The 14733-nt window shown below is 69.3% G+C and carries 14 protein-coding genes and 1 pseudogene; 9 read left to right on the top strand and 6 right to left on the bottom strand.

Annotation, left to right across the window (positions count from 1 at the left end; translation table 11 throughout):
• Position 1 precedes the first annotated feature (1 nt).
• Positions 2–400 carry an NUDIX domain-containing protein gene (locus ACQPZW_RS33240; protein ID WP_433789966.1) on the top strand — a complete coding sequence of 133 codons (399 nt, stop codon included), beginning with the start codon at positions 2–4 and terminating at the stop codon, positions 398–400.
• Positions 397–543: pseudogene (locus tag ACQPZW_RS33235) on the top strand (sulfurtransferase TusA family protein); the annotation flags it as partial. The gene ACQPZW_RS33240 and the pseudogene ACQPZW_RS33235, both read left to right, overlap by 4 nt.
• 47 nt (positions 544–590) lie before the next feature.
• Here the strand turns inward: ACQPZW_RS33235 and ACQPZW_RS33230 are convergent.
• Positions 591–1085, bottom strand: a complete 495-nt coding sequence (locus tag ACQPZW_RS33230; RefSeq protein WP_433789965.1) for an oxidoreductase — start codon at positions 1083–1085, stop codon at positions 591–593.
• Between the two features lie 74 nt (positions 1086–1159).
• Here ACQPZW_RS33230 and ACQPZW_RS33225 point away from each other — a divergent pair, with 74 nt between their 5' ends.
• Together ACQPZW_RS33225 and ACQPZW_RS33220 are read left to right on the top strand one after the other, a co-directional pair.
• A complete protein-coding gene (locus ACQPZW_RS33225) occupies positions 1160–1492 on the top strand; it encodes an erythromycin esterase family protein (RefSeq protein WP_433789964.1) in 333 nt (110 codons plus the stop codon).
• A 189-nt stretch (positions 1493–1681) separates the two neighbouring features.
• Positions 1682–2740: a lipase family protein gene (locus ACQPZW_RS33220; protein ID WP_433789963.1), complete on the top strand. Its 1059-nt coding sequence runs from the start codon at positions 1682–1684 to the stop codon at positions 2738–2740.
• 88 nt (positions 2741–2828) lie between these two features.
• Here ACQPZW_RS33220 and ACQPZW_RS33215 read toward each other — a convergent pair whose 3' ends face one another.
• Entirely contained in the window at positions 2829–3887 is a 1059-nt protein-coding gene (locus ACQPZW_RS33215; RefSeq protein WP_433789962.1) for a spore photoproduct lyase family protein, read from the bottom strand.
• Positions 3888–3904: 17 nt separating this feature from the next.
• Positions 3905–4624: a magnesium transporter MgtE N-terminal domain-containing protein gene (locus ACQPZW_RS33210; RefSeq protein ID WP_433789961.1), complete on the bottom strand. Its 720-nt coding sequence runs from the start codon at positions 4622–4624 to the stop codon at positions 3905–3907.
• A gap of 822 nt (positions 4625–5446) precedes the next feature.
• Between ACQPZW_RS33210 and ACQPZW_RS33205 the strand changes: the two genes are divergently transcribed.
• Both ACQPZW_RS33205 and ACQPZW_RS33200 read left to right on the top strand, forming a co-directional pair.
• A complete protein-coding gene (locus ACQPZW_RS33205; RefSeq protein ID WP_433789960.1) occupies positions 5447–5761 on the top strand; it encodes a hypothetical protein in 315 nt (104 codons plus the stop codon).
• A 1329-nt stretch (positions 5762–7090) separates the two neighbouring features.
• Positions 7091–7372: a hypothetical protein gene (locus ACQPZW_RS33200; protein ID WP_433789959.1), complete on the top strand. Its 282-nt coding sequence runs from the start codon at positions 7091–7093 to the stop codon at positions 7370–7372.
• A 759-nt stretch (positions 7373–8131) separates the two neighbouring features.
• On the opposite strand, the gene ACQPZW_RS33195 is transcribed toward ACQPZW_RS33200, so the two are convergent.
• Complete coding sequence (locus ACQPZW_RS33195; protein WP_433789958.1) at positions 8132–9529, bottom strand: MFS transporter; 1398 nt, start codon at positions 9527–9529, stop codon at positions 8132–8134.
• Positions 9530–9667: 138 nt separating this feature from the next.
• Between ACQPZW_RS33195 and ACQPZW_RS33190 the strand changes: the two genes are divergently transcribed.
• Together ACQPZW_RS33190 and glgX are read left to right on the top strand one after the other, a co-directional pair.
• The gene (locus ACQPZW_RS33190) at positions 9668–10744 is read left to right on the top strand and encodes a serine hydrolase domain-containing protein (RefSeq protein WP_433789957.1); all 1077 of its coding nucleotides are present in this window, start codon (positions 9668–9670) and stop codon (positions 10742–10744) included.
• A 41-nt stretch (positions 10745–10785) separates the two neighbouring features.
• The gene (gene glgX, locus ACQPZW_RS33185; protein WP_433789956.1) at positions 10786–12894 is read left to right on the top strand and encodes a glycogen debranching protein GlgX; all 2109 of its coding nucleotides are present in this window, start codon (positions 10786–10788) and stop codon (positions 12892–12894) included.
• On the opposite strand, the gene ACQPZW_RS33180 is transcribed toward glgX, so the two are convergent.
• On the bottom strand, positions 12891–13232 hold the full coding sequence (locus ACQPZW_RS33180) for a VOC family protein (protein ID WP_433789955.1): 342 nt from the start codon (positions 13230–13232) through the stop codon (positions 12891–12893). The genes glgX and ACQPZW_RS33180 overlap by 4 nt on opposite strands.
• A complete protein-coding gene (locus tag ACQPZW_RS33175; RefSeq protein ID WP_433789954.1) occupies positions 13229–13588 on the bottom strand; it encodes a MerR family transcriptional regulator in 360 nt (119 codons plus the stop codon). The genes ACQPZW_RS33180 and ACQPZW_RS33175 overlap by 4 nt, the downstream gene beginning before the upstream one ends.
• A 61-nt stretch (positions 13589–13649) precedes the next feature.
• Between ACQPZW_RS33175 and ACQPZW_RS33170 the strand changes: the two genes are divergently transcribed.
• A complete protein-coding gene (locus tag ACQPZW_RS33170; protein WP_433789953.1) occupies positions 13650–14729 on the top strand; it encodes a hypothetical protein in 1080 nt (359 codons plus the stop codon).
• Positions 14730–14733 lie beyond the last annotated feature (4 nt).

Raw genomic sequence — 14733 nt, 5'->3', positions numbered from 1 at the left:
CATGAACCCTTCTGTCTCGTGTGTGTTCGTCTGCCACGACGGCGCCGGCCGGATCCTGCTGGCCCGCCGGTCGGCGCGGGCCCGTGACGAGCCGGGCGCGTGGGACTGCGGCGCCGGCGCGCTCGAGTTCGGGGAGACGTTCGAGGCCGCGGTGACTCGCGAGGTGGGCGAGGAGTACACGGCGTCCCCACTGGAGATCCGGCAGCTGGGCGTGCGCAACGTGCTGCGCGACGACCCGCCGTCGCACTGGGTGGCGGTGGTCTTCGCGGTCCGCGTCGATCCGGCGGCCGTGCGTATCGGCGAGCCGCACAAGTTCGACGATCTGGCCTGGTTCAGCGTGGGGGACCTGCCCACACCGCTGCATTCGCAGCTTCCGGCGACGCTGGCGCTGCTGCCGTGACGCCGACGGTCCTGGACGGCGGCGATCGCCGCTGCGTCCTGCTCCTGATCGAGCTGCGCAAGCTCATCGCCACCCTGCCGCCCGGCGCGGTGGTCCACCTGATCGCCTCCGACCCGGCGGCGCCGCTGGACCTCCCGGCCTGGTGTCATCTGACCGGTCACGACTATCTCGGCGAAATTCAACCCCAGACCTATGGGGTACGGGTGACCGCGTCCCCGGTCGTGACCGAGGCGTCGAGCCCGTGGCGCCCGGCCCAGGACCACCGTGGCATCGGCGGATCCGCGGGCCCCGCCGCCGACAGCGGCATGTAGGCCACCACCTCGGCGGTCGCCGCCCGGATGTACTCCCCGAGCACGGCCCGCAGTGTGGGGTCGCCGGGCAGGGTGGCCGCCACCGCGGCGTCGAAGCACTCGACGAACGCCCCGGAGAACGGATCCTCGTCGCACTGGTTTGCGTGCACCCGGATCATCGCCCCGTGCCCGCCGCGGGTCCGGGTGTACTCGGGCGGCCCGCCGAGCACCTCACCCCAGTACGCGGCCAGGTGCGGCACGTGCGCCGGGTCGACGCCGTGCGAGAACGGGTGCGACAGCGTCGGATGAGCCAGACAGCGCTCGTGGAAGTCGGCGGCCAGGGCCAGCATGGCGGGTGCTCCGCCGGCTGCTTCGTACAGCGAGGGACGTCCCATCCATCCAGCATGGCAAGGTCGAACGTATGACGCGACCCGCTCCGGGCACGCGGCGTGGGTGATCCGGTGCTCGGATGCGCTGCCCTCGATCGCTCGGCCGCCGCGGCGTGGTGCTGATCGGCGTGGCCACCCACGGAGGAAGTCTTACCGAGTGCCGTACCTCCGGCCTCCGTGTTCGTCTTCCCGGAGGGGGCCGGCGACCGGATCTGCTCACCACCGAGTTGCCGCTCCGGGCGATCGGCGTGGTCCACCGGCCGGGGCGGGAGCGCTGGGCGAACTACGTTCCGACGGTCCTGGGTGAGCGTTACGACGCGTTTCTGTGGTTTGCCGAGACGCGGGCGCTGCGACCCCTGCACACTCTCCGGGTGGACGTCCACGAGCCGGAGACGTACCCCAGCGGTGTCTGATTACGATAATGAACCGCCGATTAAATGGATCTTTTGGATTCGGATGGCACATCATTCAGTTGACGTGTGCCGATAGCCGAATAGGCACGAACCTGTGCCCGTGATTACCGATCCACTGTGGGGTAGATCAGCTTTAGGCTGTGGCATCCATCGATCATCCATTCGGATTCTGCAGGGGAACGTGGTGCCATGAGAAAGATCTCCCGACTTCTTCTCGCCGCGCTGATCGCCGCGGCCGGGATGCTTGTCGCGACCGCCGGACCGGCGTATGCGACATTGCCGGGATTCGTGCTGAGCTCGACGACCGCGAGCCTGCCGCCGACCTTGTCCGCTCTCGCCACCGGGAAGCGGATCACGTACGTCACGACGAACATCAACGGTGGCATCATCACGGCGACCGGCCTGGTCCTCACACCGAAGACCGGCAAGAAGAACCGGACCGTGGCGTGGGGACACGGCACCACCGGGCTCGCCGACACCTGTGCCCCGTCGACCAACCAGACCGTGTTCTGGAACGAGGCCCGGCTGGCCATCGCCGAGATGCTCAGCCGCGGCTGGACCGTGGCCGCCCCGGACTATCCCGGGCTCGGCACAGCGCAGAACCACCCGTACCTGATCGGCGCCAGTGCCGGCCGCTCGCTGATCGACAACGTCCGCGCCGCCCGTAACCTCGATTCCGCCCTCTCCACCCAGTACGTCGTCGACGGCCACTCGCAGGGCGGTCAGGGCTCGCTGTTCGCCAACCAGCTGGCCGCGAGCTACGACGGCAACCTGGTGCTGAAGGGCACCGCGGCGATCGCCCCGGTCAACAACACGCAGGAGTTCATCAACTACATCCCGGGCGACCCGGCCCAGGGCTACCTGGTGATGGCCCTCTACGGGATCTCGGTCGTCGAGCCCGGGTTCAAACCGAACAACGTGCTCGCCGCACCGGCCGAGGCGCAGCTCGGTGTCCTCCAGTCCGGCTGCCTGCCGGAGATCCTCGCGACCTACCGGAACTTCGCCGCCACCGACCTGGTCGAGGGTGGCGTGGTGCCGGACGCCGTGGTCGCGAAGATGGCGTCCTACGAGAATCCCGCCCAGACCCCGCTGAGTGCTCCAGTCCTGATCGTGCACGGCACCCTGGACGAGGCCGTGCCCTACTTCACCGCCGACCTGCTGGTCGACCAGATCGCCGCCTACGGGGTGCCGGTGACCCTGGAGACGATCACCGGGCCAACCACGACCAGGCCGTCTCGCAGTCGGTGACCCTGGTCGCCAACTGGATCGCCGCCCGTTTCACCTGACCGTTTCCGAACAGCGCGCCCGGCGGTCACCTCCGCCGGGCGCGCTCCGGTCAGAAGGCGTACCGCACCCGCAGGTAGGGTGTCCGCTCGGCGATGAGGTCGGTGAGCGCCCGGACGTACGACCCCTTCGCTCCCGTGCGGTAGCGGACGTTGAGATCGCCGTTCTGGGAGCGTTTGACCTGCTGCAGGTCGGGGCGCCAGATCAGGTCCTCGGCCCGCGGATGCCAGCCCAGGTTGACCTCGTGCAGGCCCCGGTTGTGGGTCAGGAAGATGATCTCGGCGGCGAGCTGCTTCTTCGCCTCCGGCCCGATCCCGGCGTCCAGGTGGTCGAGCAGATCACGCCAGTCGTCGAGCCACCCGTCACGCACCACCACCGGGCTGAAGTTGACGTGTACCTCGTACCCCGCCGCGACGAAGTCGTCGATCGCCGCGATCCGCTCCGCGACGTGGCTGGTGCGGATGTCGAGGACCTTCGCGTCGGCCGGTGGCATCAGAGAGAAACGGATCCGGGTACGCCCACGCGGCTCCCAGTCCAGCAGGTCCCGGTTGACGTACTTGGTGGCGAAACTCGCCTTCGCGGTGGGCAGGTCACGGAACAGCTCGACCAGATCACGGACGTTGTCGCTGATCAGGGCGTCCACCGAGCAGTCCGAATTCTCCCCGATGTCATAAACCCAGGCCACCGGGTCGCACTCGTTCGCTTCCGGTTTGCCGCCCTGACGACCGACATGACCGCGGAGGTACGACACCACGCGCTCGATGTTGGCGAAGACGGTGATCGGATTGCTGTACCCCTTGTGCCGCGGCACGTAGCAGTAGGCGCAGGCCATCGCGCACCCGTTGGCGGTGGACGGCGCGATGAAGTCGGCGGACCGCCCGTTGGGCCGGGCGGTCATCGTCTTCTTCACCCCGAGGACCAGCGCCTCCTGCTTGATGCGCACCCAGCGACGCACGTTCGTCTCGTCACCGAACAGCTCCGGGATCCGCTGATGGCTCTCCACCTCGACGAGCGTCGCCTCCGGCCAGCGGGCCAGGATCTCACGCCCCCGGGGCATCTCCGCCGCGGCCGGTTCGACATAGATGCGGCTGATGTCCAGCAGTTCCGCCATGCGCCAATGATGACGCGCTACGAGAACAACGAGGCCAGGGCACGCTTGAGCGGGCCGTCGTCGCGCGGGTCGGCCCATGTCACGGCGGTCAACGGCCGGCCCTTCTCCCGCGCGTCCGCACAGTAGCGCCGTACCTCCGGGGCGACCGGCAGGTCGGTGATCGACAACGCCGCGTGCGACCGCAGCCAGTACGCCGCGTTCTCGGCCGCCGGCACCCCGGTACGCCCGTCGTCACCCAGGTGCGCGGCGATCGCGACCACCTTGTGGTAGGCCGACACGTACAGGATCCCGTCCGGGGCGTTCTCCGGCACCCCGACCTCGGCGTTGAACCGGCGCAGCGCATCGGTGACCGCCGCCACGTACATCCGGGTCCGGACATGCTGGGCGTGGCCTTCGTCAAGCTCGCCGAGCAGGTCGTCGCGCCGCTCCTCCGGCAGGGTGGCCAGCAGCGCCGACCGGACCGCCTCGGGCAGCTCGCGGAAGATCCGGCGCAGCCGGTCGGCGGGCAGCTCGGCGAGCATCGCGGCGGCATCGCCGGCCCGCACCGCGGAGCCGGCCCGCACCACATCCTTGTCGACGAACATCTGCAGCACCCGACCCCGGCTGCCGGGTTTGCCGGCCAGCATCAGCCGTGCGAGATCAGCCGGGCTGAGCGCATCGGCGACGGCCGTGAAGCGATCCGCGGGCAGCCCGTTCAACATGCTGATCGCCGACTGCGGCGGAGTCTGGCGGATCATCACGGCCAGCGAAGTTATGGGCATCATCCCGCCGGGCAGCATGACAGTCACCTCTCGCCCTCGATTGCAAGTAGTCGATAAGGACTAGCACCCTAAGACGCCCGCCAACATCACCTGTCCCGCCATCCCACCCACCAGAACGGCCACCCAAACCCCGAAACCCCCGCGAGCCCCCACCCCAAGCCGCCACACGCCGGGTAACCGTCCCACACCTCGCGCGGCCCCCCACTGCACACCGTCACCGTCACCGTCACCGTCACCGCCCCCGTCTCCGTCTCCGTCTCCGCAGGCACTGTCACCGCGCGAGGGCACTCGCATTTCCCCGGCTGCCGGACCCGCGGTGGTTCCGCGGCGTGTACAGCAGCCGGAGCGCTGAACTTCTCCTCGATTTGGCATCGGCCCGAGTTTCGCGGCTCTCGGACCGGGCGCCGGGCTTCCGGATCGCCGCCACGTTCAGGAAGGACCGCTCAACAGCGCGCCGACGCGCCCGTTGCCCGAAACACGTGAGATTCAACTTCCTTCCCGTCGTGTAATTTCCCCCTCGTCGTGTAATCCTCGCCCCGTCATTTTGAATACCCGCCCTCGCAAAGACGCATTCGGCACTGCCGACGGAACCCGCGCGGACCGCAATACGAAATACCACCCCGAATGGCCAGGCGGCGCGGGGCCCTGATAAATCACCAGTACCGACATCGGTGACGCACCCAAACGAAGCGGCGAGAACCAGAAGACGGCAGTTCTATCGCCGAGCACCGACTGGTGACCATGGCTTGCCCGGACCGACCCGGCCACGCCGACTGCAACCGTGACCACCATCCTGCGATGGCCGCCCACCCCCATGAATCCCACCGCAAGCCGATCGGCGCGGCACAGTCGGTGGCGGCGTCGCCCGAAGCGGGGTTGCGATTCCCGCCCGCCGACCATCCCGGGCCGCTGTCGACGGCCTCGCCGCCCGCCGACCCTCGCGAATCGCTGTCCATCGCATTGTCGCTGGGCGACCATCTCGGGTCGCTGTCCATGGTCTTGTCGTTCGGCGGGCAGCGCGAATCGCTGTCCATGGCACTCTCGCTGGGCGGGTATCCCAGGCCGCCGTCCAAGGCCTTGTCGACTGCCGGTGCCGACCGGGTTCGCCCCTGACGTGATCGGTGCAACGGCCGGCGATCTCAAGGCCAAGGCTCCACCGTCTCTCGGTCGACATGCGATGGCAGGCGGCGCTGGCTGACCCCCAAGTCGAGGGGACGCTGGTAAGGCCCCTTCCGTGCAGCGTGTGGATGGCGCCATGGTGTGACGTGGTGCTGCTCGGGCTGCAGGTGTAGATCGAATTGGTCGAGCCTGCGGGTAGATCGGACCCGGACCAGCCGCATTGGGACATCGTGGGGGTTCGGTCGCGGTGGGCACCGGCGTTGTCCGAGCCGTGCTCGGAGACCTGGGCGGGCGCTTCGTCATTTGGTCTGGCCGCTGCCCCATGCATGTGGGCGACGGCTCCGCGGCTGCATTGGTGGGAGCCGGGCGTCGTGTCTCGGTCTGCGCGCCGGAAGGTTCCGCGAGAGGCATTCGGTCGTCCGTTGCGGCCTCCCGATCGCGGGCTGCTCCGGCCTCTCGAGCGCGTGCGACTCCGGCCTCTCGAGCGCGGGCTGCTCCGGCCTTTCGAGCGCGTCGCGCTTCGGCTTCTCGAACCTGTCTCGTCGTGGGTGCTTGGACGGGTGTCGATGCGGATGCTTGAGCTTGTCCGGTCTGTGGCCCGGAAGGCTCCGTGGGAGATGCCTGGTTGTCTGTTGCGGCCACTCGAATGCGTGCCGTTTCGGCGTCTCGAACGTGTCCCGTCGTGGGTGCTTGGACGGGTGTCGATGCGGATGCTTGAGCTTGTCCGGTCTGTGGCCCGGAAAGCTCCGTGGGAGATGCCTGGTCGTCTGCTGGGGCCACTCGAATGCGTGCCGCTTCGGCGTCTCGAACGTGTCCCGTCGTGGGTGCTTGGACGGGTGTCGATGCGGTCGCTCGAATTTGCTCGGTCGTCGATGCCTGAACGTGTGCTGTGCCGGGTGCTCGGACATCTCCTGTCGCGGGTGCCCGGCCGTCTCCCGCGGTCTGCGCGGACCCGCTCTGCCGGAGCCGGCGGAGCTTCTCGGAGTGGCGGCGCTGCAGGCCCCATGCGCGGTGTCTCTCGTGCTCGCGACGGAACTCGTCACCGGCCGGTGAATGGTTTCGAGACCGGCTCCGGTCACGCATCGAAGCAATTTCTGCCCGACTGAAGAACGACGCCTGCCTCATCCACCAATTGTCCCCGACCCCACTCACGAAATGTCAGCAATCGATCATGCCAAACTTCCCCGAAAATTCTCGACGGATTGTCGACTCATCCTGTGATGGAAGCAGCTATAGCCAGCCGATTACGGTCGTGTATCGGTGCCGGTCACCGTTCGGATCGGGGCATGTTCCGGCTCAATGTCATTGAGTAGTCTTGTCCTCATGTCCGGCAAGGCGGAGCGCGCAGAAGCACGTTCGGTGGTCGCGGAGTATCACGAGGCTGAGTTGGGATCCCTCGTCGCCCGTGTAGGTGCGGCGCTGGACCGCCACCGCGCCGGCGAACTCGACGCCTTCCAGGTCGATGAGGTGTTGTTCCAGTACTCGAGGGCGGCGAAGGAGCTGTGGAAGTTCTGCAATCTCCACCAGGTCGAGTTCACCGCCGCGATCATCCGTGACCGGCCGCCCCGTGACTGGTGGGAACGCGGAGCCCCGAAGAGGCGGTAACACAGCGTGACCACCCTGACTCACTCTGAGTGCCGATCATAAAGGCGGCCGGTGAGTCACGGTCCGTGCGCACCGAAGAGGTGCGCGGTGATCGTGTGGAGGTCGCCCGAGTGTCCGCCGGTCCGAATGTGTGTGAGTCGGTGCACCGCGGGCCTGGCCGCCGGGGCGGCGCATCCCGGGAAGAGCAACGCGGTTTTTTGGGCGGATAGGCCAGGTGATACCCCTTTGGGGTAGGACTGACTGGGAAAGCCCGGTTTGGGTCGCGTGCCGTTGAGGCGCGGCTCGGGTCCGCTGGGATGGGCCCGACGGGGTTCACCTGAGCCCGATGCGTTCGGCGGCGCGGTGTGGCGGTAAGTCCTCCGGGGCGCCGGAGTCTGGTGGTGGGCGGGACCCTGGCGGCCTTTGCGGCGCCGGGAGGTAGGCGGGCGTGGAGGTCGAGCGCGGCGCGAAGCCTGACGGGGCGTCCGAGTCCCATAAGGCGTGGGAGTCACGCGGCGCGTGGAGTCGTGCGGCGCGTGGGAGCCCCGCGAGACGGGGAGGTCCTGCGAGACGTGGACGTCATGGGGGCGTCGAAGTGACGTGGGGCGTCGAAGGCATGCGGTGCCTCGGGGGTCCTGCGGGGCGGCGCAGTGCGACGGGATGTGCGGGACCCCGGGCCGGGCCGAGGGAAGTCCCGGCAGGCCCGCGAGGAGACGGAGGGAGGGCGAGACCACGGGGTGTGCCATGACGGGCCACGGGCGGGCTCGGTGACGTGAGGAGTCAGGCCGGAGCGTGATCGGCGGTGGGTTGGGTGGGGGCGGTGGTGGTGGAGCGGGCCCAGGCGCCTGAGGTCACGTGGCCGACGGCCAGTACGGCGACGCCGAGGGAGCACAGGATCACCCAGCCGGCCGGGTCGCCGGGGGTGCTGCCGGAGGCGACCACCGCGCCGATCACGGCTACGCCGAGGGCGCTGCCCACCTGGCGGCTCGTGGAGGCGATGGCGGCGGCCACTCCGGCTCGGGCCCGGGGCATGCCGGAGACGGCGGTGTTGGTGATCGGGGTGTTCACCATCCCGAAGCCGAAGCCGAAGAGCAGGTAGCCGGCGAGCAACTGCCATGCGGGCGTGTGCGGGCCGGCCCAGATCAGCGGGATCGTGCCGAGCGCCATCAAGACGCCGGCCAGGCGTAGCGGCAGGCGGGTGCCCCGGGTGCCGACCAGCCGGCCGGACAGGGGCGACGCGACGATCGTCATCACCGCCATCGGCAGGGTGTAGAGGCCGGCTTGCAGGGCGGTCAGGCCTCGTACCTCCTGAAGGTAGAGGGTGTTGAGGAAGAGGAAGCCGCCGAGCGAGGCGAACGCGCAGATCGCGACGAGGACGGCGCCGCTGAACGGTGCGCTGCGGAAGAAGCGCAGTTCGATCAGCGGCTCCTCGCGGCGCGGCTCCCACCAGAGCAGGGCGGCGAGTGCGGCGGCGGTCAATGCGAAACAGCCGATGATCACGGGGGAGGACCAGCCCTCGGACGGGCCCTCGATGATGCCGAACGTCAGCGCCGCCAGCATGGTGAACACCAGGATCTGCCCGGCCGGGTCCAGGCGGCGCGGATGCTCGGCCCGGGACTCCGGGATGAACCGCCAGGCCAGCAGGAACGCGACGATGCCGACCGGAACGTTGATCCAGAAGATGGACGGCCAGCCGAACGAGTGCACCAGCACGCCACCGGCCAGTGGGCCGAGGGCCATGCTGAACCCGGTGACCGCGCCCCACACGCCGATCGCGCGGGCCCGCTCGCGGGGCTCGGTGAAGGTGTTCGTGATGATCGACATGGCGACCGGGTTGAGCATCGAGCCGCCGACGGCCTGGACCGTGCGAAAGGCGATCAGCCATTCGAGGGTGGGCGCCAGGCTGCACAGCAGCGACCCGATCGTGAACAGCGCGAGCCCGGCCTGGAAGACGCGGCGCCGGCCGATGCGGTCGCCGGTGGAGCCGGCCAGGACCAGCAGGCTGGCCAGGACCAGGAGGTACGCGTCGATGATCCACTGCAGGCCGGAGACGGGCGCGTCCAGGTCCTCGGCCATCGCGGGGAGTGCGACGTTCACGATGGTGACGTCCAGACTGATGATCAGCAGGCTCATGCAGCAGATGGCCAGGATCAGATGGCGGCGCGGTTGCACCCTCACGGTTCTACCCGTGATCTTTCGGGGAAACCCGGGGATGTTGCTCGGATCTCCTAGGGGTACGCCTCCGGGAACAGCCCGGATGACCTCACCCGTCCCGGCCGGAAGAGTGGGCGGCAGTCCACTTCGGAGGTTGTCAGCATGCAGCGTCGTACCCTGCTCGGAGCCGCGTTCGCCGGATCCGCCCTCGCGCTCACGGGGCGCGCCCCCGCGTACGCTCAAGGGTTGAACGAGGCGGCGCTCGCCGCGGCGCTGGAGCCGCTCGACCCGGCGGTGAGTGGCGCCCTGGTCCGCGTGGAGGGGTCGGCCGGGCGCTGGCGCGGGCGTGCCGGAGTGGGTGACGTGCGCAGTGGGAGCCCGGTGCCGTGGGATGCCCGGTTCCGGATCGGCAGCATGACCAAGGCGTTCACCGCGACCGCGATGCTGCAGTTGGTGGCCGCCGGGCTGGTGGAGCTGGACGCGCCGGTGCGCCGGTACCTTCCGGAGCGGTTGCCGGAGGGCTACCCGGGCACGGTGCGGCACCTGCTCGACTACACCAGCGGGCTGCAGGCGCGGGCGATCCCGCACAAGGACCGGGACTGGTTCCTGGAGCACCGGTTCGACACGTTCGAGCCGGGGTCGCAGGTGCTGTGGAACGAGGAGCCGCCGTTCACGCCGGGCGAGAAGCAGGTGTACGGCAACGTCGGATACATCGTGGCGGGGCTGGTGATCGAGAGGGTGACCGGTCGGCCGTACGCCGACACGATCCGCCGGGGCATCCTGCGGCCGCTCGGCCTGCGGCACACGTATCTGCCCGGCACGCGCACCGCGATCCCGGGGCCGCACGCGCACGGCTACGAGTTGATCGACGGCGAGTACGTGGACGTGAGCCGGGCCAACCCGTCGCTGCAGTGGGCCGCCGCCGAGATGATCTCGACCACCGCGGACCTGGACCGGTTCCTGACCGCGCTGCTCGGCGGCCGGCTGCTGCCGCCGCGGGAGTTGCAGGCGATGCTGACCGTGCCCTTCGAGACCGCGGCGTACGGATGCGGGCTGAGCCGCCTGCAGCTCAACGGCCTGGAGATCTGGGGCAAGTCGGGGGACCGGCCGGGGTACAACAACGGCATGGGCGCCACCCGCGACCTGAGCCGGCGGCTGGTCTACTCGGTGAACACGCTGAGGATGGGCGGCGACACGCCGGTGATCGCCGGGCGGCTGATGATGGCGGCGTTGACCTGATCACAGTTTTCCTCGGGGCGCTTATTGGGCAAGGTGGGGCCATGCATATCTGGCCGGGCAACCCGTACCCGCTGGGCGCCACCTACGACGGTGGGGGCACCAACTTCGCGATCTTCTCCGAGGCGGCCACCCGCGTCGAGCTGTGCCTGTTCGACGACGACGGCAAGGAGACCCGGATCGACCTGCCGGAGCGGGAGGCGCTGGTCTGGCACGGCTACCTGCCGCGGGTGGTGCCGGGGCAGCGCTACGCCTACCGGGTGCACGGCCCGTACGACCCGTCCCGGGGGCTGCGCTGCAACCCCAGCAAGCTGCTGCTCGACCCGTACGCCAAGGCGATCGACGGCAACTACGAGTGGGATCAGGCGCTCTTCTCGTACAATTTCGGCGATCCCGGCTCTTTCAATGATTTTGACTCCGCGCCCTTCTCGCCGCGCTCCGTCGTGATCAATCCCTATTTCGACTGGGGCAACGACCGGCCGCTCAAGATCCCGATGTGGGAGACGGTGATCTACGAGGCGCACGTCAAGGGCATGACCGTGCAGCACCCGGACATTCCGTCGGACGTGCGCGGCACCTACTCCGGCCTTTCCCACCCGGCCATGATCAAGTATTTGAAGGGCCTGGGGGTGACCGCCGTCGAGTTGATGCCGGTGCACCAGTTCGTGCACGACAGCGGGCTGATCGAGCGTGGCCTCACCAACTACTGGGGCTACAACACGATCGGCTTCTTCGCCCCGCACAACGGCTACTCGTCGTTCCCGGAGGGCGGCGGGCAGGTGCAGGAGTTCAAGGCCATGGTCAAGGCCCTGCACCAGGCGGGTATCGAGGTCATCCTGGACGTGGTCTACAACCACACCGCCGAGGGCAACCACCTGGGCCCGACGCTGTCGTTCCGGGGCATCGACAACCCGGCCTACTACCGGCTCGTCGACGAGGACAAGCAGTACTACTACGACACCACCGGCACCGGTAACAGCCTCAACGTCCGGCACCACGAGTCACTGCGGCTGATCATGGACTCGCTGCGCTACTGGGTGACCGAGATGCACGTCGACGGGTTCCGCTTCGACCTGGCCGCCGCCCTGGCCCGCGAGTTCCACGAGGTGGACCGGCTGGCCGCGTTCTTCGACCTGGTCAACCAGGACCCGGTGGTGTCACAGGTCAAGCTGATCGCCGAACCGTGGGACGTCGGCGACGGCGGCTACCAGGTCGGCGGGTTCCCACCCAACTGGACCGAGTGGAACGGCAAATACCGCGACTCGGTCCGCGACTTCTGGCGCGGCGAGCCGTCCAGCCTCGGCGAGTTCGCGTCCCGCTTCACCGGCAGCTCCGACCTCTACCAGGACGACGGCCGCCGCCCGATCGCGTCGATCAACTTCGTCACCGCACACGACGGGTTCACCCTGCACGACCTGGTCTCCTACAACGAGAAGCACAACGACGCCAACGGCGAGGGCAACCGCGACGGCGAGAGCCACAACCGGTCCTGGAACTGCGGCGTCGAGGGCGAGACCGAGGACGCCGACGTCATCGTGCTCCGCGAACGGCAGAAACGAAACTTCCTGGCCACCCTGCTACTCAGCCAGGGCGTGCCGATGATCGCCCACGGCGACGAGCTGGGCCGCACCCAGCGCGGCAACAACAACGTCTACTGCCAGGACAGCGAGATCTCCTGGATCGACTGGGTGGACGCCCGGCACGAGGACGTGCTCACCGGCTTCGTCCGGCGGCTGCTCAAACTCCGGGCCGACCACCCGATCTTCCGGCGGCGGCGGTTCTTCAGCGGCCAGCCGGCCGGCGACTCGGCCCTGCCGGACATCGCCTGGCTGCGCCGCGACGGCCAGGTGATGACCGACGCCGACTGGAACACCCACAGCGGCATGACCATGACCGTCTTCCTCAACGGCCACGGCATCCCGGAACGTGACGCCCTCGGCGAGGAGATCAAGGACGACTCGTTCCTGGTGCTGTTCAACCCACTGGACTCCGACGTCGCCTTCACCCTGCCGGGGCGCGACTACGGGCGTACGTGGGAGGTGGCGGCCAACACCGCCGACCCGCTGCTGGCCGCCAAGCGCAAGACCGCCCGGGCCGGCACGCAGTTCACCGTGTCGCGGCACACGCTGGTGCTGCTGAGGTGCCGTTACTAGACCTCGACGCAGAAGATGTTGCCCTCCGGGTCCTCCATGACGGTCAGCTCGCCCGGCGTCACCACGGTGGCGCCGAGCGCGATCAGCCGCTCGACCTCGGAGGGCACATCATCGTTCGGCGCGCGCAGGTCGAAGTGCAGCCGGTTCTTCGCCGTCTTCGGCTCGGGCACCCGCTGGAACCACAGGTTGGGCCCGCCCCAGCCGGGCGCCTCCACGAAGGCCTTGTCGCTGGTGCCGGTCGGGTCGAGCTCGCCGCCGAGCGCGGCCGCCCAGAACCGGGCCACCACCAGGGCGTCGGCGCAGTCGAAGGTCAGGCTCTTCACCCACGAGACGGTCATGCCGCCACTGACCTGTACCAGGCGATCTTCTCGCGGACCCGCTTCTGCTCCAGCCGCAACCGCTCCACCTTCGCGTCGATCTCCCGGTCGTGCTCCTCCAGGAGCGCGGTGCGCTGCTCGGCGCCCTCGTCGCCGAGCTGCAGCAACTCGGCGAAGCGGCGCAGCCGCGCGATCGGCATGCCGGAGTCGCGCAGGCACCGCAGCAGCCCGAGCCGGGACAGGTCATCGTCGGAGAAGATCCGCCGCCCGGCCGACGTGCGCCGGATCCCGTGCAGCAGCCCGATCTTCTCGTAGTAGCGAATGGTGTCGATGCTGACGCCGAGTCGCTCCGCCGTCTCCCCCGGTGTGTATGGCACCCGGTCAGACTAACCATCGGCCCCCACTGGCGCAGGACAGGCGTCGATGCCACGCTGAGGCATGGAACGAGTGCCGCGGCCCCGGCTGCACTTCACCCCGCGGGCCGGCCGCGTCGGTGATCTCTTCGGCGTGCTCACCTCCGCCGGCAGCTACCAGATCTTCTACGAGCATCTGTCCGACGGCGCCCCGGCCTGGGGCCGGGCCACCTCGGACGACCTGATCATCTGGACCGAGCAGGCGGTCAGCCCGCCGGCCGGCGACGGGCCGTCCCGCTGCGGCGCCGTCGTGACCGGCCCCGACGGCCCGGTCCTGTTCCACACCGTCGACGGCGGCCGGGTGGTCCGCGCGGCCGCCGACCCGGGTCTCACCGGATGGCGGAGCGACCCCTCCGGTCCGCTGCTCGGCGGGCCGCCGTCCGGCGTCACCGGGATGAGCGATCCGTACGTGTGGTGGGCCGGCGCGAACTGGCGGATGCTTCTGGCCGGCGCCCTTCGCGGCGGTGCGGCCGGAGTCCTCCAGTACCACTCCGCCGACCTGCTGAACTGGTCCTACGACGGGGTCATCGTCTCCCGGGACCGGGCCGGGTGGGGCTGCCCGCGTCTGTTCCCGCTGGACGGCTCGTGGGTACTGATGATCACCGCGGGTGACCAGATCGCGTACGGCATCGGCAACTACGACGGCATGCACTTCACCGCCCGTGCCTGGGGCACGTTCGGCCGCGGCGACGTCGGCCCGATCGTCACGTTCGTCGACGCCGCCGGGCGCCGCTGCGCGATGGCCCGCCTCGGCGCCGAGCAGGGCACGCTCAGCCTGCCCTGGGTGCTCTCGGTCCGCGACGACCGGCTCATCGCCAGTCCGCACCCCAACCTCGACCCCTATCTGATCAGCGGTGCGACCGGGTTGACGGCCGCCGGCGGAGAGGTCCGTGACCACGGCGACCTGATCCTCACGATGCCCGCCGGTGGGGAGACCACCCTGCTGGCCGACGCCGACATCGTGGAGGTCACGGTCGAGGGGGTGAGCGGTCTGGGGGTGGCCCGCCGGACCGGCCCGACCGTCCCGGGTGTCCGTTTCGCCCGGTTCGGTGCGGCCCCGCCGGGCCTTGTTGATCTCGGGCGGCAGGAGAAGCCCGGACCTTAGCTCA

This window comes from Actinoplanes sp. CA-252034 (genome assembly GCF_050956125.1).
GTDB lineage: Bacteria > Actinomycetota > Actinomycetes > Mycobacteriales > Micromonosporaceae > Actinoplanes.
This window is presented reverse-complemented; position numbering and strand designations above follow the sequence as displayed.